The following is a 24,622-nucleotide window of genomic DNA, read 5'->3' on the forward strand; positions in this document are numbered from 1 at the left end:
GTCAGATCACGAGCATGAGCACAACGGCAGAGTTCTTCTTCAAGTATCACGGCCTCGGCAACGACTTCATCGTGCTGGATTGCCGTCAATCCGGCACGGATATCGATGCGGAGTTCTCGCGCTGGGTGTGCGACCGGCGCCGGGGCGTGGGCGCGGACGGAGTCCTCAGCTTGCTGCCGTCGCAGACCGGAATGGCGCGGATGGTGGTGCACAACGCCGATGGCAGCATCGCGGAGATGTGCGGCAACGGTCTGCGCTGCGCGGTGAAGTACCTGGTGGACCACTCCGGTGAGAAGCCCGAGCGCATCGAGGTCGAGACGGGTGCAGGGCTCCTCTCGTGCACGCCCGTTTACGGCGTGGACGGTGTCGCCGAGGTGGAGATCTCCATGGGGCCCGCCCGGCTCGTGGCTTCCAACCTGCCCTCGGGTGCCAGCGGCCAGCCGTTCCTCGACGCGCCCGTGCCCGGCCACTCGGGGCTGCGCGGCCATGCCATCAGCATGGGCAACCCGCACCTCGTGCTGCTCGACCAGCCCCTCGGGGACGCCAGCCGCCTGGGCCCCGAGCTGGAGCGGCACCCCGGCTTCCCGGAGCGCACCAACGTCGAGTTCGTCCGGGTGGACAAGGACGGCCTGACCGTCGTGGTGTGGGAGCGGGGCTGTGGTCTCACCGAGGCCTGCGGCACGGGCGCCTGCGCGGCGGCCGCGGCGGCGGTGATCGCCAAGCGGCTCCCAGCCGATGCCTGGCTGCGCGTCACCCTGCCGGGCGGGGACCTGCACATCCGGGTGCCCTCGGACCTGTCGGACGTCCGTCTCCGTGGTCCCGTGTCCTTCGTCTTCACGGGCGTTGTTCCGGATCTCCCGGGCCGGTAACCTCTGCCGTCCACCTCCCCCCGCCGAGTCCACCGCCGTGGCTGGTCCCATCCTCGTCGTCGACGACGACAACTTCTTCCGGCAGCTCGCCTCCGACATGCTCACCCGGAGGGGTTATCGCGTCGTCGCGGTGGAGAGCGCCGCCCGGGCCCTGGAAGAGGTGGCGCGCGAAGCCTTCGACGTGGTCATCACCGACGTGGTGATGCCCGAGATGGATGGCTTCGCCCTCACCGCCAGGCTGCGTGAGCGGGATCCCGACCAGGAGATCATCCTCGTCACCCAGCGCACGGACGTGAGGGGCTCGGCCATGGCGCTGAGCGCCGACGTGGCCGTGGTCCTCACCAAGCCCGTCGACGAGACGGACGTGTTGCTCTCCGTGGAGCGGGCCATGGAGCGCGCGCAACTGCGCCGCGAGCGCAGCCAGCTCCAGACGGAGAACCTCGAGTTCGCCCGCTACCAGAACCTCCACCAGCGCTGCCTGGAGTTCCTCTCCCAGCCGGATCTCGAGTGGCTCCAGGAGCGTGTGGCCGCCGAGCTCGCCGCCGTCTGCGATGCCCAGAGCGCCGCCCTGTGGATCTCCGATGACCGGGGGCACCTCGTCCTGCGCGCCTACCGCGGCCTGCTCGACAGGCAGTTCCTCGCCGAGCGCATGAGCCCGGAAGGGCCACTCGGCAACCGCCTGCGCGAGGCCATGCCGTGGATCGCCCGTGACGAGCGCTCGCCCGTGCTCTACGTCCCCTTTGTGATCAGCGGGGAGATCATGGGCATGGCGCAGCTCTCGGATCCGCTCTCCGGTGACTTTCGCACCGAGCACGTGCGCTACGCGAAGATCCTCGGCGACTCGGCGGCGGTGGGCGTCAAGAACGGCCGCCGGATGCTGGCGCTGCAGCGGCTGGGGCTCCGGGATCGGGACACCGCCGCCTACAACCTCAGCTACTTCACTGACTACGCCTCCAAGGAGATCTACAAGGCTCGGCGCTACGGGCGGACGTTCTCGCTGCTGACGTTCAGCGTGGACAACCTGCCCATGGTGCGCATGCGCCTGGGGGCGGCGGACGCGAAGCTCGCGGTGCGCGGCATCATCAAGGCGTTCTCGCGCATCGTCCGCGACTCGGACGTCATCGCCAAGGCGAGTGATCAGGAGTTCTACCTGCTCCTGCCGGAGACGGACTTCTTCGGCGCGATGATGTTCGTGCGCCGCGCCCTGGCCGCCGTGCGCGAGGAGCCGGAGGCGCAGGAGGTGGAGGCCCGCCTGCCGCTGGCGCTGGTGGGAGGGGCGAGCACCTTCCCCAAGGACGGCGAGGACTTCGACGAGCTGGTGCACCGCTGCCGCCGGCGCATGGACGAGCGACGCTGCTCGCTCCAGCGCAAGCTGATGCTGGACACGCTGCCCTTCTGGGACGAGGTGGATCTGCTGCTCGGCAACGCCTCCAGTCCCAAGCTCCCGGTGGAGGAGGGCGCGGAGCCCTCGCGCCGCGGCAAGGTGAGCGACGTCCTCTTCGACGAGCTGCAGGCGGAGATCGCCCGCGAGCTGATGCGCGATCCGAGCTCGCGCGGGTTGTTGTACGTGGGCAGCCCCGAAATCAAGGCGGACCTGCCCATCGCGCTGGGGCTGGAATCGGCCCCTCCCGACATGAGCTCGCGCGTCTACTTGTTGGGGCGGCGCGCGGACATGGAGTCGCACCCGGCGCTCACGCCCGTCTTCCTGGAGGGGGACGAGCGCATGGGCCGGCACGAGTTCATCCTCTGGCTCTCGGAGAACGCGGCCTACGCGCTCATCCAGCGCCGGGGGCTCGGCGCCACCTGGGGGTTCCACTCGTCGGACACCGCCGTGGTGGATGGGCTCATCACCCGGTTGCAGTCCGAGTACGACCTGCAGCCGTACTGATCCAGAGGAGCGAGCGTGGCCCAGGTGCGAAAGATCCTCATCGCCGATCCCGACCTCGAGTCGGTCCGCCCGCTCTCGCGTGCCCTGCGCACCCGAGGCTACCAGGTGCACTACGCGCCGGACGGCTCGCGGGCCCTGGAAGTCGCGGTGCTGCGCCACCCGGACCTCATCCTCTTCGATGAGGCGTGCCGGATGCTGGACGCGCGCACCTTCATCAACATCCTGCGCACCAACCCGCGCACGGATGACATCCCGGTGGTGGTCTCCACCGGCCAGTTCGAGGCGGACAAGCTGCGCGGCCTGCGCGACGGCTTCCTGCGCAAGCCCTTCAACATCGACGAGGTGCTCTCCCGCATCGAGCACGTCTTCCGCCGCAACGAGGCGGCGAAGGATCTCAAGACCGATGTCCAGGAGATCGAAGGCTCGCTCAGCCAGCTGAGCATCCCGGACCTGATGCAGATCCTCGGGATGAACAAGCGCAGCGGGAAGCTGACGCTGGAGCGGGGCAACGAGCGCGGGGAGATCGTCGTGGTGGAGGGCCGCCCGGTGAACGCGCGCGTGGGCCGGGCCGAGGGAGAGAAGGCCCTCTTCCGGCTGCTGGTGTGGACCGAGGGCTCCTTCACCTTCTCTCCGGGCAACGCGGGCGGCAAGCCCCGCATTCAGCGCGCCGTGGATGACGCCCTGCTGGAGGCAATGCGGCAGGCGGACGAGGTGAACCGGCTGCTGCCAGGGCTGCCGGCGCGTAACACCCGGTTGGTGCTCGCGCCCGAGGCGGATCTGACGCAGGACCAGCACCCGGTGACGGCGCAGGTGGTGGAATTGTTGCGCCAGCCGCGAGCGCTCGGCGAGGTGCTCGACCTGGCGCCAGCCACGGACCTGGAGGTGGTGGGCGTGCTGCACACGCTCCTCCAGAAGGGCGTGGCCCGCATGTCCGAGGGCGATCGGGAGGAGGGGACCGGTCCGCTGCTGGGACCCGCCGAGCTGCACGCACTGCGCGGGCGCATCCTCCGGGGCCGGGGTCCCTCGCGCGAGGCGACCGCCAAGCTCTTCGTCTGCGGCAGCGGCCCGGCCGTGGCGCGGCGGCTGCTGACCCAGCTTCCCGACATCGCTGCCGTGGCCGCTGAACCTCCGGCCGTGAAGAGCGGCTTCGGGACCTTGGGGCGGCTGGACCTGAGCGAGCTGCTGCACCTGGACTTCTGCGTACTTCCTCCAGCCGAGGCGGCGAGGCCGTTGTGGCGGCCGTTCAGCACGGGGGCACTGGGCGCGCTCCTCTTCGACACCTCGGAAGTGGCGGTGCGGCTGGCGCACTTCCTGGCGTGGGACATCCGCATGCCGGTGGTGGTGGTGGGTCACCCCGTCCCCGCGGCACTCCAGGGGGCACCTGCGGGCGCCACCAGCGTGGGTGAGGATCTCTCGGAGGCGCTGCGCAGCCTGCTCATCCTGGCCCTCAACCCGGCACCCGTGCTGCCCGGTGTGCCCCAGGCGCAGGCTCCGCGGGCTCCCGCCACTGTCGGGTAGGATCCTCGCCCATGATTTCCGAGAGCAAGTGCCCCGGCTGTGCTCACTCCCTCCAGGCCTTCAGCGTGCGGACGCCCTCGGGTACGGGGCTCGAGCTGGAGCGCTGCCCCAAGTGCGGGGGATGCTGGGGCGGGCGCGGACGCATCCAGAAGGCCTTCGGCGCCTCTGCCTGGCACCAGCTCATCGGCGGACTGACGGTCCGAAACTGCGTGGAGTGTCGGATTCTCATGACCCCCGCGGTGCTCCCCTCCAACGTTGCCGTCGAGGTGTGCTCGGCGTGCCATGGCATGTTCCTCGATGCCGGGGAGCTGGAGCAGCTCGGAGTCCGGGAGCCCAGCCGCTCCCCTGCGCGCTCCGGCCTGCCCAAGCCCGCGGGCACGCCACGTCCGGCTGCCGCCCCCCCGCCTCCGCCTCCCATGCCGGCTCACGAGGAGCACGAGCTCCCCAGCGTGCAGATCTCCCTGGAGGACGAGCCGCCCACCGAGAGGGCGGGCACCTTCGAGTGCATCGAATGTGGCCAGCGCAAGTCCCTGCGTGAGGGACAGGCGCTGCGGGACGGGTTGGCCTGTCGCGCCTGTATGAAGCGCCGCGCCCAGGGTCGCTGAGAATAAAAGGAAGTGCGGCCCGTACAGGGGTAGACTTGCGCGGCCTGACGCGGGCCTCCCGCTCGCATTAGGATGGCACGGGAACGTCACGTGAGGCTCCCCCTCCTCGACAAAGTGAGCACGACCCCGGGCAGGAAGTCCCTGGTCTTCGCCGCGGTCCTCCCGCTGCTGACCCTGCTCGACGTGTTCACCTTGCCTTCCTTGCGCTTGGACGCGTTCCTGGCGCGAGCCTCCTGGGCCGTGGAGCTGGTGGCCCTGGCCCTGCTGTTCGAGCACGCCTCCGAGAAGCAGCGGCGCTTGCTCATCCTGGGCCATTGCGCGCTGGGCAGCTTTTTCTATCTGGCCCTCGTCTACACCACGGGGGGGCTTGAGAGCCCGTACGTCCACCTCGTGCCTACCCTGCCGCTGCTGACGGCCTTCACCTATCCCGAGGAGTCGGGCTCGGCCGTGGCCTGCGGTATCGGGTGCGCGCTGGTCATAATGGCGCAGGTGCCAATGGGGACGGCCTCCTTCGCCCAGGCCGCGGGGTGGTTGTCCATCCTCGGGTCGGCCACGTTCTTTGGGGTCTTCGGCTCGAACCAGTTCCGCAAGGCCGCGGCGGCGCAGAACGAGTCCCGCCTGGAGCGGGCCCGCCGCGAGACGTTGGAGAAGCTCGCCAGGGCCGAGCTCAAGCGCACCCAGTCCGAGCGGCTGGCCACCGTGGGCCGCCTGGCCGCCAGCGTGATGCATGAGATCAACAACCCGCTGGCCTTCGTCCGCGCCAACATCCACTTCGTCGAGACGGAGGTGCTCGCCCAGCCGCTGTCCGCCGAGCTCCGTCAGGAGCTGGAGGAGGTGTTCGCCGAGACTCGCGCGGGCATGGAGCGCATCCAGCAGATCGTCACGGATCTGAAGGGCTTCTCCCACAGCATGGACGCGGAGGAGGCGCGCGTCTGCTCATTGGGAGAGGTGGTGCAGGACGCGGCGCGCCTGGCGTCGATCCGGCTCAAGAGCGTGGGCACGCTGAAGGTGGAGGTGCCCGCGGAGCTGCCCCAGGTGTTCATCACGCCCCGGCGGCTCGCGCAGGTGCTGCTCAACCTGCTCGTCAATGCCAGTGACGCCCTGGAGGAGGCGCGTGTGCCTCAAGGGGAGGTCCGGGTTCGAGGCGAGGTGCTGGGCAAGCGTGTGGTGCTGCTGGTGGAGGACAACGGCCCGGGTTTCCCGCCGCAGGTCCTTCCGCGCCTCTTCGAGAGCTTCTTCACCACCAAGGGCCCGGAGAAGGGGACGGGCCTGGGCCTGTCCATCTCCCGCGAGCTGGTGGAGCGCTTCGGTGGCTCGCTCATCGCGGAGAACCGTCCGGAGGGGGGAGCCCGCCTGCGCATCGAGCTGCCCATCCATGAGCCGGGCCATGAGCCGAGGAAGTCTGGGGCCTAGAGGTCCCCTTCGAGCGCGTCGCGCACTCCCGGCAGCTGGGCGAGCAATTCCAGCTCGGCGGCCTTCAGGTGGGACACGCGGCGTCCGGCGATCCGCTCGAAGTGGAGCTCGATGCGGTGCTCGCCCTCGTCATTGACGTGGCGGAAGAGGCGGGCGCGCCGGCCCTCCTGCACACAGGCGAGGATGTCCTTGTGGATGCTGTTCAGCCGCCGATACACCTTCAGCGCCATCCGACCCTCAGGGGTGTCGAACGTGTGGAAGTGCCGGTTGCGCGAGAGGGGTCGCGCTGGGTCATGGAGCCTCTCCACGAGGCGCCTCACAAATGGGTCCATCGACGGCGCAGGATAACATCCGGTACCCTCCATCTCAGCGATGCATTTGAAACTTCTCCGCCCGCTCTGGGCCCTGCCATTGTTGCTCCCGCTTGCCTGCAAGGACCCCGAGACGATCTCGGTCCAGAGCCGGGAGAAGAAGATTCAGGCGAAGCTGGACGAGGGTCGTAGCCTCATGACCAGTGGGCAGCCTGAGCTGGCCGCGAAAGCCTTCACGGAGGCCGCGGGCCTGATGCCCGACAGCACCGAGCCGCTCATCGAGCTCGCCGAGGCCCAGCGTCGGGCAGGCAACACAGGCGCGGCCATCCTGGCCCTCAAGCAGGCCATGGCCCTCAACCCCGCCGAGGCCCCCGACATCAAGCGCAAGCTGGCCGAGCGCTACGAGCATGACGGGCGCATCCGCGAGGCCATCGGTCTCCTGGTGGAACTGCGCGACACGGATCAGCTCAGGGACGCGGACGTCTTCAAGCTGGCCCACCTGCAGACGATGGAAGGCCAGCACGAGGCCGCCTTCAAGACACTGGAGCGCATCCAGCAAGAGCGTCCGGACGACGTGAACGCGAAGGTGGTGGAGGCGGAGATCCTCCTGGCCAAGGGCGACGAGGTGCTCGCCGCGAAGCTGATGGATCGACTCCTGGAGGAGCAGCCAGGGCTCGTTTCGGCGCGAGTGCTGCGCGCCCGCTACTTCCTCCAGAGCGGCTATGCGGAGTACGCCGAGCAGGACCTGGCGCAGGTGCAGGGCGAGGACGCCACGAACCCGGAGCTCGTCTCGGTGCGGGCGCGGGTGCTCACCACGCTCGAGCGCCACGCGGACGCGGAGGCGCTGCTCACCAAGGCGGTGGCGCTCTACCCGCAGAACGCGGACCTCATCTCCCGGCTCGCCGAGACGAAGCTGGCGCTGGGGCACAAGACCGAGGCCTTGTCGAAGGTGGAGCAGGCGCTGAAGGTGCAGCCAGACTCTGCTCGTGCCCTGTACGTGCGGGGCCGCGTGCAGGAGTCTCAGGGCGACCTCAAGCGCGCGAAGGAGGACTTCGGCTACGCGCTCAACGGCAACCCCCGCTTTGCACCGGCGCTCTCGCGGATGTGGCGCTTGCAGCAGCAGGCCGGTGAGCGGGAGGAGGCCATGGCCACCTTGGAGCGGCTCGTCGGCGTGGGCGAGGCCTCGCTGGAGGAGAAGGTGGCGCTCGCCGACCTGTACGCGCAGACCCGAATGAAGCCCGAGCAGGGCTTGAAGCTCATCGGCGAGGCGCTCAAGCAGGACGCGACCAATATCCAGTACCTGGACATTCAGAAGGAGCTGAAGAAGGCACTGCCCCGGAAAAAGGCGTCTGGGCCCATCATCATCCGCGGTGGGCGGCGCTGAGCGTCGCGGGCGGCTCAGCTCCCGGTCAACACCACCACGTGGCCGATGACGGGCTGACCCGCCTGCCTGCGCAAGGTCTCCTCGCGCTCCACCACCGGACGCAGGCCCGCCGCGCTGGCGCAGCTGCGCACGTAGTCGAGGTGGTGCGCATAGCGTGCACTCGGCAGGAGCCGGTACCCCGGCTCGGTTCCCTTCTCCACGGTGAACGCGAACAGGCCACCGGGCGTGAGCCTTTGGGCCGCGCGCTCGAAGAGCAGCTCCAGTGCCCCGATGTAGACGAGCACATCCACGGCGACGATCAGATCGTGGTGGGCCCGGGAGACGCCAAGCTCCGCGGTGAGCTCCCCGGCCCGCAGCACGTCGTAGACACCACGCTCGCGCGCCTTGGCCAGCATGCCCGTCGAGAGATCGATCCCCTCCAGGCGACGGGCGAAGGGGCGCAGGAGTGGACCCGCCAGCCCCGTGCCGCAGCCCAGGTCGAGCACGTCGAGCTCCCGTCGCTCACCCACCGCCACGCGCACCGCGTCCATCAGCCGCTCGGGCGCGCGGTAGGCGAGGAAGCCCCGCAGGCTGTCATCGAAGCTTGGCGCGTAGACGTCGAACAGCGCGGTGACATAGGCCTCGGCCGAGCGCTCCGGTGGCGTGCTCCCGGTCTCGGCTGCTTCCAGGTAGGCGATGGCTGTGTCCAGCGCCTCCTGGGGGACCCCCATGTCACGGCAGCGCCGCTCGTGGAGCCGACGGCGCAGGGGCGCCTCCTCGTGGGCCCTCCCGCTCTCCCGGAGGAGGGAGATCAACATCTTCAGGGCGTCCTTGTCCTCCGGTTGCTGCTCGAGCTGCTCGTTCAGTGCCGCCTCGGCCGCCAGGATCTCCCTCCTGGACCACAGCACGTGTGCGCCGTACGTGGGGGGCACGAACTGCGCCCCTTCGAATCCACAGGCTTCCAGGCGCGCACGCCAATCAATGGGGGAGGGCTTCATGGAGTGAGGCACAGGGTACACCCCGTGAGATCCACAAGGCCATTGACGCCACGTACGCTCCCTTGGAAGCGTGGTGTCATGGACAGCATCGAGCAGGCGCGCAAGTACGCGGTGGTGACGGGGGCTTCCAGCGGTATCGGTCGGGAGCTGGCGATGCTCCTGGCGCGTGAGGGGTACGCCTTGGTGTTGGTGGCCCGGCGCACCGAGCCCATGCGGGCGCTGGCGGACCAGCTCCAGCAGGCTCACGGGACACCCTCGGTGGTGGTGGGCGCGGACCTCGGCGTGCCCGAGGGTGTGGCCACCGTGGTGCGCGAGGTGAAGGAGCGCCGACTTGATATCGAGGTGCTGGTGAACAACGCCGGCTTCGGTCTGGCCGGACCTTTCGAGGAACTGCCCGCCGAGGGCCAGCTGGGGATGCTCGATCTCAACATCCGGGCGCTCACCGCGCTCACCCGCGAGCTCGTTCCGGGCATGGTGGCGCGCAAGCGTGGGTACGTGCTCAACGTGGCGTCGACGGCGGCCTTCCAACCCGGGCCGCTCATGTCCGTGTACTACGCCACCAAGGCGTACGTGCTGTCCTTCTCCACCGCGCTGCACGAGGAGCTGCGTGGCCGGGGCGTGACGGTGACGGCCCTGTGCCCGGGGTACACCGAGACGGAGTTCGCCGCGCGGGCGGCGGAGCACCAGCGGCCCCGGCTCTTCAGCGGGCCTCTTGGGAGCGGAGATGCGCGACAGGTGGCGGAATCCGGCTATCGGGCTATGAAGCGAGGCAAGGCGGTGGTGGTGCCTGGGCTCGTCAACCTCCTGGGCACCTGGTTCGTGCCTTTCGCCCCACTGGGCCTGAAGCTACGCCTCACCCGATACCTCAACGCGAGCGAGACCTGATCCATGAACAAGCGCTACCGCTGCAAAATGTGTGAGTACATCTACGATCCGGCCCAGGGCGATCCGGACTCGGGCATCGCTCCGGGGACGCCCTTCGAGCAGATTCCCGAGGACTGGTACTGCCCCCAGTGCGGGGCGACCAAGGCGGACTTCGAGCCGCTCGACGAGTAGCCGGCTCAGACCCTGCGACGCAGCACGTAGACGACGTGCTGGGAGCCTGGCTCGATGGGCTGCAGCTTGCCGCCCTCGAACGGCGCGCCGACCAGTGCCATCATCCCGTCCATGGTGCCGTTCATGAAGTACGGGTCGATGCCCTGCTGAGCGCCGAGGGCGGCGTGGAACTCGGGCATGACCTCGAAGGTGACCTCGAGGGCGCCGTTTTCCAGGAAGCGGGTCCGCGCCGAGAGGAAGTTGGTCCCCGACTGGAGTCCGCGGGAGATCCGCGTCAGCGAGCGCTCCCAGCCGAGCATCCGGAGCATCGCGAACACGGCCTTGCCCATCGTGGTTTGCCCGTAGCCATCCACCACCAGTCGACCGATCCGATAGCGGGCCTGCTCACTGGGGAGGTCCGGATAGAGGACCTCGGCGCACACGCGGAGGGCGGCGAACCAGGTTGGGATGGAGTAGGCGACCAGGAAGGGATGGTCCAGGTCGATGCCGATCGTCTTGAGCCGTCGCCGGGTGCTCTCGTCGAGCCGCTCCTTGATGGCGTGCTTGAAGAGCGCCTCCACCACCTGACTGAAGATGACGGGTTCCTTCGAGTTCGCGGCTGCTGTCGTCATCGGAGCATCCCTGGGACGAAGGGGAACCTGGGGCAGGGGCGCTCCGTGCTGGAGTGCCCCTTGGTCCGAGGCCTCTACCACACCTTCTCCAGCGAGTTGACGCTCCGAAGTGACCCCTGGAGTGGGATTTTCGAGGGCCTCTCGGAGGGCGACAGTGAGACTTTTCTACTTATGAGAATCTGAGGCGGGCAACCCCTCAGCGGTCTCCACGACCTTCTCCAGGGCCTTGACGCCCTTGCGCTGGCCTACGGCCACCACGGTGAGGTTCTCCCGAGCGAAGTAGCGCCGGGCCACATCGCGCACGTGGGCGGCAGTGGCGGCGTCCACCATGTCCGCGCGCCGGCCGAAGGACTCCGGGCGGCGGAACAGCTCCGTGCCGCCGAACCAGCCGGCCAGCTCGCCCGGCGAGTCCTGCGCGAACTCGAGCAGCATCCGGTGTCGCCGCTTGGCGCGCGTCAGCTCCTCCTCGCCCACCTCCTTGTTGCACAGCTCGCCCAGCACCCGGAACATCTCCGCCACTACCAGCGAGGCCCGATCCGGGGCGCTCGCGGCTTCGATCTCGAAGATGCCCGCGTCGTGGAAGGCCTCCAGTGAGGCATGCACCGAATAGGCGAGCCCGCGCTTCTCGACGATCTCAAAGGGCAGCCGCGAGGACAGCCCGTCATCGAGGAAGCGCCGCAGCAGCTGCAGGGCGGGCCAGTCCTCGTGGTGCTCGGGGACGGTGCGGAAGCTCAGGCGGAACTCCGTCTGGGCCTCGTCGTGGGTGACGACGTGGAGGAGGGGACCTGCGGGCGTGGGGGGCGGCGGGACGTCGATGCTCTCGGGGCCCTGGGGCAGCCGGGCGAAATGCCGCTCCACCATCGCGAGCACCTCCTCGTGCTTCACCCGGCCCGCGGCCGTCACCACCAGGTTGCCGGTGACGTAGTGGCGCGCGAAGTGCTCGAGCACCTGCGCGTGGGTGAGCGCCGAGACGGACTCGCGCGTGCCGGCGATCTTGAAGGCCAGCGAGTGCTCGGGGAAGAGGATGCGCTTGGACAGGTTGTCGATGTCGATGTCCCGGCCCTTCTCGTCCACCTCGTCGAGCATCTCCTCGAGGATGATGCTGCGCTCCACCTCCATGTCGGTGAGCTTGGGGCGGGTGAGCATGTCCCCGAGGACAGCCAGGCCCACGTCCAGGTGCGCCGGGTGCAGCGGGGTGTAGTAGTAGCCGTGGTCGCGCGTGGTGACGCCGTTGAGGTTGCCGCCCGCCTCCTCCACGGCGGTGTTCATCTTGATGGTGTCCGGCCAGCCCTCGGTGCCTCGGAAGAAGAGGTGCTCGAGGAAGTGGCTGACACCGTTGTTGGCGGCCGTCTCGTGGCGGCTGCCGGTGCGCACGTACACCGCGAGCAGGGCGGTGTGCAGGTGGGGGGTCTCGACGGTGACGACGCGCAGGCCATTGGGCAGGACGTCGCGGTGGTAGGTGAAGCTCATGCGCGGGGAAGCCTGACAGAAAAGGTGGTGCCCCGGCCGGGCTCGCTCTGACAGGAGAGCGCGCCGCCGTGGGCCTTGAGGATCTGCTGGCAGACGGCGAGCCCCAGGCCCGTGCCGTCTTCCTTGGTGGTGAAGAAAGGTTCGAAGATGCGTGAGCGCTCGGCCTCGCTCATGCCGCGCCCGGTGTCCTGAAGGGCAACCTCCAGCTCGTGGTCGTGGACGCGCGTGGCGATGGTGAGACGGCCTCCGTCGGGCATGGCCTCGCGGGCGTTGCGCAGCAGGTTGAGGAACACCTGGCGTAGCTGGCCCTCGTCGGCGAGGGCCCGCGGGGTGTCCGGGGAGAGCTCGCGCACCACCTCCACGTGGGCGCGCTCCAGCTCCTCGCGAGAGAAGTCCAGCACGCTGGCCAGCACGTCGGTGACGTCCGTGGGCTCGAGGCTGGGCCGGGGCGGGCGGGCCATGCGCAGGTACTGCTCCGTCACCTCGGTGAGTCGATCCACCTCGCGGGTGACGGCGGCGAGCAGCTCGCGCGCCTCGCGGGCGTCCACCGGGGACTCGAAGGTGGCGCGCTCGAAGGCGTCCTGCATCAGCTCCACGTTGAGGCCGATGGAGGACAGGGGGTTGCGCACCTCGTGGGCCACCTGGGCGGAGATGCGGCCCACGGCGGCGAGCTGCTCGGCGCGCATGAGGGCCTCGGCCTGGGCCTTGAGCTGGGCCTCGCGCGCCTGGAGCGAGCGGGCCATGGCGTCGAACTCGCGGGCGAGCACCGCCACCTCGTCCTCACCGCGCACACCGAGCTGCGCGCTGTAGTCGCCGCGGCCGATGCGCGACACGCCCTCGATGAGGGTGCGCACCGGGCGCAGCGTGCGAGCGGACCAGGCGGTGGCGCCCAGCCCCACACCGATGGCCAACACGGACAGGGTGATGATGGCCAGGCCCGTGCGCCGTTCGCGATCCTCGGCCCCGTCCACGCGCTCGCGGATGCGGTTGTTGAGAGCGGCGCGAAGGAAGCGGATGTCGCGGCCGATGGAGGTCTCCTGCTGGCGCAGCTCGGTGGTGGCGCGGGACACGGCCTCCGGAGCGGGTGTCTCGTCGGAGAGGACCGTGAAGACGGCCTCCGCCGCACGTCCGTAGGCCTGGTAGCGCTTGGAGAGCTCGCCGATGCGCGACTCCAGATCCTGGACGAAGTGCACCTCTCCGGAGGGAGCCAGGGCGCGCACCTCGCGGGCTCGGGCCTGTGCCGCCTGGAGTCGCTCGGCCATGAGGGAAGGGAAGTACAGCCGCGCCAGCCGGATGAGGGCCCGCCGCGTCTCCACGCTGCCCTCCTCGAGCAGCCGCTCGGTGTCTTTCTCCTGGTTGGTGTGGAAGGACTCGAGCGTGGCCGCGTCCTGGGAGAGCTGCAGGTAGCCCTGGCTCACCAGGCGGATCTCCAGCCGGTTGCGGTGGAGCTCGGCCACGCTGAACAGGGACACCGCGCCGAAGGTGACGAGCACCACCGCGTAGCCGAGGAATATGCGGGTGGCGAGCGAGAGCTTCATTCAGGAACAGGGGCCGCGTTGACCACAGCCAGAGGGCATCGCTACGCTCGCGACGGTCCGAGCGCAAGCCATCTTTGCCTGCGCCGTGGCCGGAAACCGCAAAAGGGGAACGCCATGGGGCGGAGTATTCACGGGTGGACCTCGCCCGTCAGGAGGGGCATCGGACAGGGCTGGGCCCGGTCGCCAGGTTGGAAGGCGTGGGTGGTCGCGCTGGGGCTCGTCTCTGGCTGCGGGCCGCGAGAGGCGCGCTACGAGGCGGAGCTCCTCACCCAGGCGTGCTCTGGGACGCCCGCGCTGGACGGGGTGAACTACCTGCGCTTCCGCGTCACGGGGGCAGGGATGGAGCCCGTGGAGCGCTATGTCCCGGTGGATCGAGGCACGGCGGAGCTGCCGGCCGTCCCCTCCGGTCCGGGGCGCGTGCTGGAGGTGCGCGGTTACACGGATCTGCCTCGCGCGGGAGGCCGCGTGGTGTCCGTGGGGCGCTCGCATTCCTTCGAGGTGCCGGAGTCGGCGGACGCGAGCCGTCCGACGGTCCGCGTCGCCGTGCGTCGGGTGGACGAGTACGTGCGACCAGGCGGGGCGAAAGCAGGGTGCGTGGCGCTCGCGGACCCCCGAGCGGGGCACACCGCGACGCTGCTGGAGGACGGCCGGGTGCTGGTGGTGGGTGGCTTCCAGGTCGATGCGCTGGAAGACGACGCCACACTCGCCTCGGCGGAGCTGTTCGACCCGGTGACGGGCACGCTGGAGCAGGTGCCGGCGCTGGGTTCTCCGCGAGCGTTCCACACCGCGACGCGGCTGCCGGGAGGCAAGGTGCTGCTGGCGGGTGGCGAGGTGAAGTCGGTGGAGGGAACGCTGCCCGTGGGCAACGCCCGGGTGCTGGATGTTGCGCAGGGGTCGTCTACGGAAGTGGCGTTGAAGGCGGCACGCAGCCACCACGGTGCGGCAGTGGACGCAGGTGGCAGGGTGCTGCTCGTCGGAGGCGTGGGGGCAGGGGGCGCGGTGGTGTCGGAGGCCGAGGGCTATGACACCAGCTCGGGCCAGGTGTTCTCCGTGAGCACGCCGGTGCCCCGAGTGGGCATGGGGGTGATGCCGGTGCAGAACGGCCAGCGCATCGCCGTGGTGGGCGGCTCGGATGGGACGGAACTGAGGCCGGAGGTGCTGTTCTTCTCGTACGAGGGTGGCTCCTTCGTGCTGGTGGGCGAGGGCGCGCGGCTGCGGGAGCCCCGTCGCGACGCGTCGCTCGTGTCGTTCGACGGGCCGGAGCGACTGCTGTACGTGGGCGGCCACGACTCGCCTGTTGCGTCGGGCTCCCTGGAGGACGTGCTGGGCGTGCGCTTCCTGCCGACCTCGGAGGTCGTCTCCCCGGGTTCCGCTTCTCAGGTGACGGCGGGGCCCCAGGTGTTCGCCCGGAGCGACCTGTGTGCGGTGGCGCTGCCGGATGGACGGGTGATGACCCTCGGCGGGCTCCAGTCCACCGCGAGCGGACCCGTGAGCGACTCGCACGTGGAGCTGCTCGTTCCGGGGAAGGACGGTGGCCCGACGGCGCTGCTCGGGTTGATGCCGCTGGCGCAGGCGCGTCACCAGCACTCGTGCACGGTCCTCGAGGATGGCTCGGTGCTTGTCGTGGGCGGTCTGGAGGACAACGGGGCCCGGCGGACGACGCTGGGTGACGTGGTCATCTACACGCCGGTACCCCTGGACTGAACCCTCGGACATCGGGGGCCCGGTAGTGCGGCCGGGACCCCCGATACCCTCACCCCGACCCTCTCCCAGGGGGAGAGGGAGTGTTACGCGGTCGGCGTCGAGGGGTTCTCGTCCTGCTTGGACTCGCCCGACGCGGGCTGCTCGTTGGGCACGCCGGACTGCTCGGGCGCGGCGGCGGCTGCCTGCTGCTGCGCGGCCTCGGCGGCACTGCGAGCCTGCGCGGCCTCCTCCACCTTGCGGTCGCTGGCCGCCATCTCGTCCGGCGTCAGCTCCGTGCGCTCGGCCAGCATGCCCGTCTTCTTCTCCAGGTCCTTGATGGCGCGGCGCAGCAGATCCCGCTCCAGCAGCGTGCGGTTCAGGCGCTTCTCCAGCGCCTTGTACTTGTCCTTCACCAGCTCCAGCTCGTTCTTGCTGGCGGCGAAGATGCGCTGCTGCGAGTCCGCGCGGCCCTTGATGCGCTTGAGCTCACGCTCCAGCTCGGCGGCCCGGCTGCGCTCCTTGTTCGCCGTCGCCTCCAGCCGCTCCATCTTCTCGCGGTCGGCGTCGTTCAGGTCGCGGTAGCGGCGCGGGCCCTTCTCCGCGGCGGGCTCGGCGGGGGTGGCGGCGGGCACCACGGTCGTGGTCGCGGTCACCACGCGCTCCTCCGGCTGAGCAGGGGCGGAGAGCTGCTGCTGCGGCGCCGGAGCGGCCACGGCGGCGGGAGCAGGCGCGGCCGCGGGAGCACCACCCCGGCGACCTCCCCGGCCCATCTCCATCTCGGACTTCAATCGAGCGATCTCCGCCTCGGCCTGGGCCAGCTCGCCCCGGACCACCTCGAGCTGCAAGGAGGCGTTGCGCTCCACCTCCGCACGAGCGCGGGCCAGGTCCTTCTCGCCCTTCTCCGACTCCTTCTGCTCGTAGATCTTGCGCTTGGCCTGCTTGAGCTGCTCCTTCACGTCCTGGAGCTGCGTCCGCTGTTCATCCAGCTCCTTGCGCTTACGCTCCAGGTCGGCCTCCAGACGTGCACGGGCCTTGGAGTCGGACTCCAGCTCGGCGGCCTTCGCGTGGGTGGGAGGGGGCAGCGCCGTGGCCTGCTTCTGGCCGAAAAAGATGTAGCCCAGCGCCGCGAGGAAGAGCACCGAGACGACGACGAGGAGAACTTCCAGCACGAGGTTGACCTCCGGGGAGGATGCAAAAAGCGGCGCAGCCTAGCGTTAGGAGGCGGGACGTCAATAGGTCTCGTCGCCCGCTCTCAGGCCGGCAGAGCAGGCCCTACCTCGCCCGTCCTCCCCCAACTGAGGACGTCAGCCGCTCCTGGAAACTAGGAGTCCATGTGTTGACGCGCTTGCAGGGCCCGGGTGTCAGTGGGGCAGGGGGGCTTTCTCCGAACAGGGAAAAAGGGGTATTGCTGGAGGTCCCGCATCGTCTGGAGGCACCCCCGCGTCATGGCTCACCTGGAGCTCATTCCCAAGGAGAACGTCTCTAGCTTCCGCAAGCTCGCCATCGGAAGCTGGAAGACCTCGTACGATCCGACCGTCTACGGGACGATGACGCTGCGGATGGACAAGGCCCTGGCCTACATCGAGGCCTTCCGTCAGAAGACGGGCATCCGCCTCACCGTGACGCACCTGCTGGCCAAGGCCATGGCCGAGGCACTGCGCCGCTGTCCGGACGCCAACGCCATCCTGCGCTTCAACAAGATCTACCTGCGCAAGCAGATCACCGTCTCCGCGCTGGTGGTGCAGACGGATGGCGGGAAGGTGGACCTGACCTCGGCGAAGATTGACGACGCGGAGCAGAAGTCGCTGCGGCAGATCGCCGCGGAGCTCGAGGCGGCGGTGCAGAAGGTTCGCCAGCGCAAGGACGAGATGCTGGAGAAGGGCAAGGGGACCGTCCAGAAGATCCCCTACATGTTCCTCAACCTCTTCACCTGGTTGATGTCCTTCTTCATGTACACGCTGAACCTGGACATGCGGTGGGCGGGCATGCCGAGGGATGCGTTCGGCTCGGCCATCATCACGAACGTGGGCTCGCTGGGGCTGGACACGGCGTACGTGCCGCTGGTGCCCTATACGCGCGTGCCCATCTTCATCGCCCCGGGCGCCATCAAGGACGCGGCGGTGGTGGAGAACGGGAAGGTGGTGGCGGGGAAGATCATGAACGTGAACGCGTCGTTTGATCACCGCTTCATCGACGGCTTCCACGCCAGCGTTCTGGCCAACACGTTGCGCGAGATGCTGGAGAACCCCTTCGAGCACTTCGACAAGATCGACGAAGTGGCCCCCTCGTTGCCGGCGGAAGCCACTCCGCCGGTATCGGCCGTGGGCTAGTGGAGTATCCCCAAAGCCTTTGGATGGAATGTCCCCTCTCCCCCTGGGAGAGGGCTAGGGTGAGGGTATCCGAGCCTGTTCTTCCAACCATGGAGCTCAGTGTGGACACGGGGTTCAACCCGGGGTCTTGGTACCCTCACCCCGTCCCTCTCCCGAAGGGAGAGGGAGCCTACGCCCAGGCATTACGCCAGGCGCGAGGCGAGCCCCGGCGGGCCCCCATCTCGCGCAGGCGGCGCACCCGCTCGGGGATGGGCGGGTGGGTGGAGAAGAGGTGCATGATGGCGCCGCCGGACAGCGGGTTGACGATGAAGAGGTGCGAAGTGGCTGGCGCCCGGTCATAGGGCATCAGCTCCGCGCCGCGCTCCAGCTTCATCAGCGCATCCGCCAGGGCATTGGGGTCTCCACACAGCTCCGCGCCAGTCGCATCCGCGCCGTACTCGCGCGAGCGGCTCACCGCGAGCTGCAGCAGGGTGGCGGCGATGGGGGCCACCAGCAGCACGCCCAGGTTGCCAAGCGTGTGGCCGAGACCGTCCTCGTCGTCATCGCGGCTGAGCATGGAGCCGCCGAACCAGAAGAGCATTTGCGCCGCGTAGCTGATGACGCCCGCGAGCGTGGCCGCCACGGTGCCGATGAGCGTGTCGCGGTTCTTCACGTGCGCCAGCTCGTGCGCCAGCACTCCCTCCAGCTCGCGCTGATCCAAGATGTCCACGATGCCGGCCGTCACCGCCACTGCGGCGTGCTCCGGGTTGCGGCCCGTGGCGAACGCGTTGGGCGTCCGGGTGGGCAGCAGGTAGAGCTTCGGCTTGGGCATGCCCGCCCGAGCAGCCAGCCGCTCCACCATCTGGTGCAGCCACGGCGCCTCGGCGTACTCCAGCGGCTGCGCGCCATGCATGGCCAGCGCAATCCGATCGCTGAACCAGTACGAGGCGAAGTTCATCACCACGACGAAGAAGCCTGCGATGACGAGCCCCTGCGGGCCGCCCAGGCGCTCGCCCACGAACAGCAGGAGCGCCGTGAGTCCGGCCAGCAGCACCGTCGTCTTCAGCGCGTTGCTCAGCCGGTGGCCCCAGCCGCTCCCGCGTAGGCCCTCCGTGGGCATCGACGATCCATACCTTCCGCCAGCACTCATGACGTTGCCTTGCCTTTCCTTTCCCTTTCTTGGGGTCTGATTGAACGTAAGCAGGCGGCGGGGTGCGTCAAACGCGCTGGCAGTAGCCCCAGAGGAGGAGGGTGCCCCAGCGGGCCTGGCAATCGCTCGACGTCTCGTACGCACAGGACTCGGCTCACAGGGAGCCCCTGCTCCCCTGCCTCGGGGTCCATTCGTACTCAGGGTATGATCCTGTTGAAGAGGCGTGGCTTGCGCCTGCTTGCCCTACTTGCTAGGGATTCCAGAATATCGGACACTATCGGCGTTCTTGTAATTTTTCAGGCACATGGTTCCTAAACAGGGCAGGCGGGACGTGATGGGTGAGGAGGCAACGGCGAAGCGTAAGGACGCCCACCTCGACCTGTGCGCGACCGGGGATGTCGAGCCGGCGGAGAACACCACGCTGCTGGAGTGCGTGCGGCTGGTGCACTGCGCGATGCCGGAGATGGCGGTGGAAGAGGTGGACCTCTCCACTGAGTTCCTCGGCAAGAAGCTGCGCTATCCGTTGCTGATCACCGGCATGACAGGTGGGACGGAGCGGGCCGGGGTCGTGAACCGGGACATGGCGACACTGGCCGAGCGGCACGGGCTGGCCTTTGGCGTGGGCAGCCAACGCGCCATGGCGGAGAACCCGCAAGCGGCGGACAGCTACGTGGTGCGGCAGGTGGCGCCCACGGTGCCGCTGCTCGGCAACATCGGCCTGTACCAGGCCGTGGAGCTGGGCGTGGACGGAGTCCAGCGGCTGGCGGAGGCCATCAACGCGGACGGCATGGCGCTGCACCTCAACGCTGGCCAGGAGCTCACCCAACCCGAGGGCGATCGCGACTTTCGCGGTGGCTACAAGGTGGTGGAGGGCCTGGTGCGCGTCTTCGGCTCCCGCCTGCTGGTGAAGGAGACCGGGTGCGGCATTGGTCCCGAGGTGGCGCGCCGGTTGGTGGACCTGGGCGTGCGCAACCTGGATGTGTCGGGGCTGGGTGGCACCTCGTGGGTGCGGGTGGAGCAGCTGCGCGCCACGGGCGTGCAGGCCCAGGTCGGCGCTGAGTTCTCGAGCTGGGGCATTCCGACTGCAGCGGCCATCGCCTCCGTGCGCAGGGCGGTGGGTCCGGAGCCTCGGCTGGTGGCCTCAGGTGGACTGCGCACCGGACTGGATGCGGCGAAGGTGCTCGCGCTCGGTGCGGATGTGGCCGGCATGGCGCTCCCTCTCTTCCGTGCCCAGCAGACAGGCGGACTGGAAGGGGCCGAGCAGGCGCTCGCCATCATCCTCTCCGGTCTCCGTCAGGCACTCGTACTCACTGGCAGCAAAAGCTGCGAGGAGCTGCGGCGGAAACCCCGCGTGATCATGGGCCAGTTGAAGGACTGGCTCGAGGCACTGTAGGGATTATTCCCGCGGCCCCCCGAAATGCCTTCCGTTGCGGAGAAACGAATGTCTGAAACGCTGACGTCCCGGTTGTCTGGTTTCCACAAGCTGTCGATGGTGGAGCGGCACGAGAAGCTCTCCCAGATGCTGAACCTGGACGAGATGGACCTGGCGCAGCTCCAGGGCATCAGCGCGCTCCAGCCGGGTCTGGCCAACCAGATGATCGAGAACGCCGTGGGAACGTTCTCGCTGCCGCTGGGGCTCGGGCTGAACCTGCAGATCAACGGCCGGGACTACCTGGTGCCCATGGCGGTGGAGGAGCCCTCGGTGGTGGCGGCGGTCTCCTTCGCATCGAAGATCGTCCGCGAGGCGGGCGGCTTCACCGCCGAGGCGGATGATCCCGTCATGATCGGCCAGGTGCAGCTCACCCGTTATGGGGACCCGACCGAGGCGACGAAGAAGATCCTCGCGTCCAAGGAGGCGCTGCTCGCGCTGGCCAACAGCTTCCACCCGTCCATGGTGAAGCGGGGCGGTGGCTGCAAGGACATCGAGGTGCGCGTGCTGCCGGCCCCCGAGGGCCCGCGCGGTGAGCCGCTGCTCGTTGTCCACCTGATCATCGACACGCAGGAGGCGATGGGGGCCAACCTCATCAACACCATGGCCGAGGGCGTGGCGCCGCTGCTCGAGCAGCTCACCGGCGGCAAGGTGTTCCTGCGCATCCTCTCCAACCTGGCGGACCGGCGGCTGGCGCGCGCCACGTGCCGGATTCCGGTGGAGCTGCTGGCGGACTTCGACATGCCGGGTGCGTCCATCGCCGAGGGCATCTACCAGGCGAGCCGTTTCGCGCTGGCAGATCCATACCGGGCGGCGACGCACAATAAAGGCATCATGAACGGCATCGACTCGGCGGCCATCGCCGCGGGCCAGGATTGGCGCGCCATCGAGGCGGGCGCGCATGCCTTCGCGTGCCGGGACGGTCAGTACCGGCCGCTGTCGACGTGGCACGTGGATGACGGGCACCTGGTGGGCCGCATCGAGCTGCCCATGGCGCTGGGCCTGGTGGGTGGCCCCATCAAGATTCACCCGGGCGTGCAGGTGGCCATGAAGATCCTGAAGGTGTCGTCGGCGCGCGAGCTGTCCATGGTGTTCGCAGCGGTGGGACTGGCGCAGAACTTCGCGGCGGTGCGCGCGCTGGGCTCCATCGGCATCCAGAAGGGCCACATGGCGCTGCATGCGCGGTGCGTGGCGGTGACGGCGGGCGCGCGGGGCGACTGGGTGGAGAAGATCGCCGAGCTGCTGGTGACGGCGGGCCACGTGAAGGTGGAGAAGGCGCGGGAGATCATCGCCTCCCTGTCGGCCGAGGACTTCCGCGCGGCCACAGGCACCGAGGGCTGAAACCTCCCAACTTCCCCTGGGAGAAACAGGAAATACATGGACACGAACGACTCTTCCTCCCTGTCTGGCTTCGGCGCGGGCAAGGTCATCCTGCTGGGTGAGCACAGCGTGGTGTACGGCTACCCGGCGCTTGCCGGTCCGCTGTCGCGAGGCGTGAGGGCGCGCGGCGAGGCGTCGAACAAGTGCCAGCTCGTCATTCCGGAGGCCCTGACTGCGGAGCAGCGCAAGGTGCTGAAGGCGGCCTTCGGACGGGCGATGGCGGCTTGCGGCGAGCCCGGGGTGAAGGTGTCGTTCGACACGGATCTGCCGTTGTCCATGGGCCTGGGTAGCTCCGGCGCGCTGTCGGTGGCGTGCGCGCGCGTGCTGCTGCAGGCGGCGGGGCGCAAGGCGTCCGCGACCGAGGTGGCGGCCGTGGCGTGGGAGATGGAGCAGGAGTTCCACGGCACGCCCTCGGGCGTGGATCACACGACGAGCGCCATGGAGCAGCTCATCCTCTACCGCCGCAAGCCGGGCGCGGAGCAGGGCCGGGCGAAGGTGGTGGAGAGCCCCAAGCCGGTGAAGCTGGTGGTGGTGATGGCGGGCGCTCGCAGCCCGACGAAGCTGACGGTGGGCGCGCTGCGCGAGCGTCAGAAGCGTTGGTCGGAGCGCTACCAGCGCATCTTCCGGGAGATCGGCCTGCTCGCCTCCGAGGGCGCCGAGGCCGTGGAGGAGGGCGACTTGGAGGCCCTGGGTGACGTCATGAACGTCAACCACGGTCTGCTCGCGGCGCTGGGCCTGTCGTCGCCGGGGTTGGATGACATGGTGCACCGGCTGCGCAACATGGGCGCGCTGGGCGCCAAGCTGACCGGAGCGGGTGGGGATGGCGGCGCTGTCATCGGCCTCTTCCACGACACGGGTCCGGCGGTGCACGAGCTCACGCGGCTCGGCATCCGGTGCTTCGACAGCCAGCTCGCGGGTCCGCGCTCCGAGGGGACGAGGGGGGCGGCATGAAGGCGACCGCCCGAGCTCATCCCAACCTGGCGCTGGTGAAGTATTGGGGCAAGCGCGACGACGCGCTCATCCTCCCGCACCAGTCGAGCCTCTCCATGACGTTGTCGCCGCTGTCGGTGCGGACGACGGTGGCCTTCGGCGAGGGCTCGGCCGACGAGGTGGAGCTCAACGGCTACGTGGCCAAGGGCAGCGAGCGCGACCGCGTGCTGCGCGTGCTGGACGCGGTGCGCGCCGAGGCGAAGGGCCGCAACCTCGGCCCGGCGAAGATGGTGTCGCGCGGGGACTTCCCAGCGTCGGCGGGCCTGGCGAGCAGCGCGGCGGGCTTCGCGGCGCTGGCGGTGGCGGCTCGCGCGGCGGCGGGGCTGCCGGCGGATCCACGGGCGGCGAGCATCCTGTCCCGATTGGGGAGCGGCTCGGCGTGCCGCAGCGTGCAGGGCGGCTTCTGCGAGTGGTTGCGGGGCGAGCGCCCGGACGGCACGGACAGCTACGCGGTGCAGCGCTTCGACGAGAAGCACTGGCCGGAGCTGCGCATGGTGGTGGCCATCGTCAGCCGCGACGAGAAGGAAGTGAAGTCGCGCGACGGCATGAAGAACGCCGTGGAGACGAGCCCGTACTACCCGGCCTGGGTGAAGGACGCCGAGGTCGAGGTGGTGCGTGCGCGCGAGTTCCTCGCGAAGAAGGATCTGCAGGCGCTGGGGGAGATGTGCGAGCGCAACGCGTGGCGGATGCATGCCACGTCGCTCGCGGCGGATCCCCCGCTCTGCTACCTGATGCCGAAGACGTTGGAGCTGATCCACTCCCTGCGCGAGCAGCGCAAGAAGGGCGTGCCGGTGTGGTTCACGCTGGACGCGGGGCCGAACCCCTGCATCCTGACGGACGCGGCGAACGAGGTGGCGGCGGAGGCGGTGGCGCGGGCGTGTGGGGCCACCGAGGTGGTGCGGTGCGTGCCGGGGGGTGACGCGGTGCTGCTGACGGAGCATCTGTTCTGATGGAGCGCGCGCTCTCGGCCCCGGGGAAGCTGTTCGTGTCCGGCGAGTACGCCGTGCTGTGGGGCGGCGTGTCGCGTGTGGCGGCGGTGGGTCCGCGGACGTCGGCGCTGGTGCGTCGGCGCGCGGACAGCCAGGTGCACGTGTGCGTGGAGGAGGGGACGCTGACGGGGCGGACGACGCCTCGGGGCGTGAAGTGGGAGCGCGAGGTGCCGCCGGGCTTCTCCTTCGTGGCGCGCACGCTGGATGAGGCGCTGCGGCTGCGCGGGCGGGAGTCCGTGGGCTTCGACCTGGCGGTGTCCCCCTCCGCGGTGGGGCCCAATGGGCGCAAGCTGGGCATGGGTGGCAGCGCGTGCGCCACGGTGCTCGCGGCGGACGCGGTGCGCTTCGTGCTGGAGGAGAAGTTTGACGCGCTGAAGGTGGCGCTCGTCTCCCACGCAGCGGCGCAGGGTGGGAAGGGCAGTGGCGGCGACGTGGCCGCGAGCTACGCGGGCGGGGTGGTGCGCTACCGGCGCTACGAGGTGTCGGGGCTCATCGAGGCGTCGAGCGCGGGTGGCTATCGCGCGGCACTGGATGCAGCTCCCACGGTGGACGTGTGGCGGTTGCCCGTGCCCAAGGTGTCACTGGGCTATGCCTTCACCGGGGAGAGCGCTTCGACGCGGGTGCTCATCTCGCAGGTGGAGGCGAAGATGGGCGAGGCGGGGCGCCGGGCCTTCGTGGAGCGCTCGGACGCGCTGGGGCACGAGATTGAAGTGGGGCTCGGGGGCGGGGACTTCCGTGCCTTCTCCGAGGCGGTGCGTGAGCAGCACGCGCTGCTCCAGGAGCTGGGCCCGCTGGAGACCGAGCCGATGCGCCGGGTGCTGGGCATGGCCTCCGCGTACGGGTGCGTGGGCAAGCAGTCCGGCGCCGGAGGCGGGGACGGGTGCATCCTGTTTGCCCCGGACGCGGAGAAGCGGGCCGCGCTGCTAGAGGGGATTCGCGCGCGGGGCTTCCACACCCTGGAGCTCGACGTGGAGCCCGGTGTGCGCGGAGAAGCACAGCCGGACGCACGGCTGCGCGCGTGGCTCGACGCCTCGCGGTAAATCAGCCGCGGG

Annotated in this window: 22 protein-coding genes; 15 read left to right on the forward strand and 7 right to left on the reverse strand. The window is 69.4% G+C overall.

The features are described 5' to 3' along the window. Positions 1–14 precede the first annotated feature (14 nt). The 5 genes from dapF to F0U60_RS19640 all read left to right on the forward strand — a co-directional run bounded on the left by dapF (position 15) and on the right by F0U60_RS19640 (position 6,293). Positions 15–869 (forward strand): diaminopimelate epimerase, encoded by an 855-nt coding sequence (gene dapF / locus F0U60_RS19620; RefSeq protein ID WP_395822206.1) that lies wholly within the window; start codon positions 15–17, stop codon positions 867–869. 37 nt (positions 870–906) lie between these two features. After that, a complete protein-coding gene (locus tag F0U60_RS19625; RefSeq protein ID WP_395822208.1) occupies positions 907–2,757 on the forward strand; it encodes a response regulator in 1,851 nt (616 codons plus the stop codon). Positions 2,758–2,772: 15 nt separating this feature from the next. Further along, positions 2,773–4,275 (forward strand): DUF4388 domain-containing protein, encoded by a 1,503-nt coding sequence (locus F0U60_RS19630; RefSeq protein WP_395822210.1) that lies wholly within the window; start codon positions 2,773–2,775, stop codon positions 4,273–4,275. Positions 4,276–4,286: 11 nt separating this feature from the next. Then, positions 4,287–4,880, forward strand: a complete 594-nt coding sequence (locus F0U60_RS19635) for a zf-TFIIB domain-containing protein (RefSeq protein WP_395822212.1) — start codon at positions 4,287–4,289, stop codon at positions 4,878–4,880. A 90-nt stretch (positions 4,881–4,970) separates the two neighbouring features. Then, positions 4,971–6,293 (forward strand): sensor histidine kinase, encoded by a 1,323-nt coding sequence (locus F0U60_RS19640; RefSeq protein WP_395822214.1) that lies wholly within the window; start codon positions 4,971–4,973, stop codon positions 6,291–6,293. Here the strand turns inward: F0U60_RS19640 and F0U60_RS19645 are convergent. Continuing rightward, positions 6,290–6,625, reverse strand: a complete 336-nt coding sequence (locus tag F0U60_RS19645) for a hypothetical protein (protein WP_395822216.1) — start codon at positions 6,623–6,625, stop codon at positions 6,290–6,292. The genes F0U60_RS19640 and F0U60_RS19645 overlap by 4 nt on opposite strands. A gap of 40 nt (positions 6,626–6,665) precedes the next feature. Between F0U60_RS19645 and F0U60_RS19650 the strand changes: the two genes are divergently transcribed. Then, entirely contained in the window at positions 6,666–7,988 is a 1,323-nt protein-coding gene (locus tag F0U60_RS19650; RefSeq protein ID WP_395822218.1) for a tetratricopeptide repeat protein, read from the forward strand. A gap of 14 nt (positions 7,989–8,002) precedes the next feature. On the opposite strand, the gene F0U60_RS19655 is transcribed toward F0U60_RS19650, so the two are convergent. Next, positions 8,003–8,965 carry a class I SAM-dependent DNA methyltransferase gene (locus F0U60_RS19655; RefSeq protein ID WP_395822221.1) on the reverse strand — a complete coding sequence of 321 codons (963 nt, stop codon included), beginning with the start codon at positions 8,963–8,965 and terminating at the stop codon, positions 8,003–8,005. 78 nt (positions 8,966–9,043) lie between these two features. On the opposite strand from F0U60_RS19655, the gene F0U60_RS19660 reads away from it, so the two are divergent. Continuing rightward, the gene (locus F0U60_RS19660; RefSeq protein ID WP_395822223.1) at positions 9,044–9,850 is read left to right on the forward strand and encodes an SDR family NAD(P)-dependent oxidoreductase; all 807 of its coding nucleotides are present in this window, start codon (positions 9,044–9,046) and stop codon (positions 9,848–9,850) included. A gap of 3 nt (positions 9,851–9,853) precedes the next feature. Continuing rightward, positions 9,854–10,021: a rubredoxin gene (gene rd / locus F0U60_RS19665; RefSeq protein WP_395822225.1), complete on the forward strand. Its 168-nt coding sequence runs from the start codon at positions 9,854–9,856 to the stop codon at positions 10,019–10,021. A 5-nt stretch (positions 10,022–10,026) separates the two neighbouring features. Here rd and F0U60_RS19670 read toward each other — a convergent pair whose 3' ends face one another. The 3 genes from F0U60_RS19670 to F0U60_RS19680 form a co-directional block, all read right to left on the reverse strand. Next, a complete protein-coding gene (locus F0U60_RS19670) occupies positions 10,027–10,632 on the reverse strand; it encodes a DUF2378 family protein (RefSeq protein ID WP_395822227.1) in 606 nt (201 codons plus the stop codon). Between the two features lie 165 nt (positions 10,633–10,797). Continuing rightward, complete coding sequence (locus F0U60_RS19675) at positions 10,798–12,102, reverse strand: M16 family metallopeptidase (RefSeq protein WP_395822229.1); 1,305 nt, start codon at positions 12,100–12,102, stop codon at positions 10,798–10,800. After that, positions 12,099–13,640 (reverse strand): ATP-binding protein, encoded by a 1,542-nt coding sequence (locus F0U60_RS19680; protein ID WP_395822231.1) that lies wholly within the window; start codon positions 13,638–13,640, stop codon positions 12,099–12,101. The genes F0U60_RS19675 and F0U60_RS19680 overlap by 4 nt, the downstream gene beginning before the upstream one ends. A 114-nt stretch (positions 13,641–13,754) precedes the next feature. Here F0U60_RS19680 and F0U60_RS19685 point away from each other — a divergent pair, with 114 nt between their 5' ends. Then, positions 13,755–15,344: a kelch repeat-containing protein gene (locus F0U60_RS19685; RefSeq protein ID WP_395822233.1), complete on the forward strand. Its 1,590-nt coding sequence runs from the start codon at positions 13,755–13,757 to the stop codon at positions 15,342–15,344. 83 nt (positions 15,345–15,427) lie between these two features. Here the strand turns inward: F0U60_RS19685 and F0U60_RS19690 are convergent, their stop codons facing one another. Continuing rightward, positions 15,428–16,492, reverse strand: coding sequence for a cell envelope biogenesis protein TolA (locus tag F0U60_RS19690; protein WP_395822235.1), 1,065 nt, complete (start codon positions 16,490–16,492; stop codon positions 15,428–15,430). 276 nt (positions 16,493–16,768) lie between these two features. Between F0U60_RS19690 and F0U60_RS19695 the strand changes: the two genes are divergently transcribed. Then, positions 16,769–17,653 carry a 2-oxo acid dehydrogenase subunit E2 gene (locus F0U60_RS19695; protein ID WP_395822237.1) on the forward strand — a complete coding sequence of 295 codons (885 nt, stop codon included), beginning with the start codon at positions 16,769–16,771 and terminating at the stop codon, positions 17,651–17,653. A gap of 169 nt (positions 17,654–17,822) precedes the next feature. On the opposite strand, the gene F0U60_RS19700 is transcribed toward F0U60_RS19695, so the two are convergent. Then, complete coding sequence (locus tag F0U60_RS19700) at positions 17,823–18,752, reverse strand: zinc metalloprotease HtpX (protein ID WP_395822239.1); 930 nt, start codon at positions 18,750–18,752, stop codon at positions 17,823–17,825. Between the two features lie 364 nt (positions 18,753–19,116). Here F0U60_RS19700 and fni point away from each other — a divergent pair, with 364 nt between their 5' ends. The 5 genes from fni to F0U60_RS19725 are packed head-to-tail and all read left to right on the forward strand — an operon-like array spanning position 19,117 to position 24,610. Further along, positions 19,117–20,175 (forward strand): type 2 isopentenyl-diphosphate Delta-isomerase, encoded by a 1,059-nt coding sequence (gene fni / locus F0U60_RS19705; protein ID WP_395822241.1) that lies wholly within the window; start codon positions 19,117–19,119, stop codon positions 20,173–20,175. Between the two features lie 48 nt (positions 20,176–20,223). Beyond that, positions 20,224–21,552, forward strand: a complete 1,329-nt coding sequence (locus F0U60_RS19710) for a hydroxymethylglutaryl-CoA reductase, degradative (RefSeq protein WP_395822243.1) — start codon at positions 20,224–20,226, stop codon at positions 21,550–21,552. A 36-nt stretch (positions 21,553–21,588) separates the two neighbouring features. Then, positions 21,589–22,542, forward strand: coding sequence for a mevalonate kinase (gene mvk / locus F0U60_RS19715; RefSeq protein ID WP_395822245.1), 954 nt, complete (start codon positions 21,589–21,591; stop codon positions 22,540–22,542). Continuing rightward, on the forward strand, positions 22,539–23,531 hold the full coding sequence (gene mvaD, locus F0U60_RS19720; RefSeq protein WP_395822247.1) for a diphosphomevalonate decarboxylase: 993 nt from the start codon (positions 22,539–22,541) through the stop codon (positions 23,529–23,531). Before mvk ends, mvaD begins: the two co-directional genes overlap by 4 nt. Beyond that, complete coding sequence (locus tag F0U60_RS19725) at positions 23,531–24,610, forward strand: mevalonate kinase (RefSeq protein WP_395822249.1); 1,080 nt, start codon at positions 23,531–23,533, stop codon at positions 24,608–24,610. The genes mvaD and F0U60_RS19725 overlap by 1 nt, the downstream gene beginning before the upstream one ends. Positions 24,611–24,622 lie beyond the last annotated feature (12 nt).

Origin of the sequence: Archangium minus (assembly GCF_044360475.1) — a bacterium.
Taxonomy (GTDB): domain Bacteria; phylum Myxococcota; class Myxococcia; order Myxococcales; family Myxococcaceae; genus Archangium; species Archangium minus.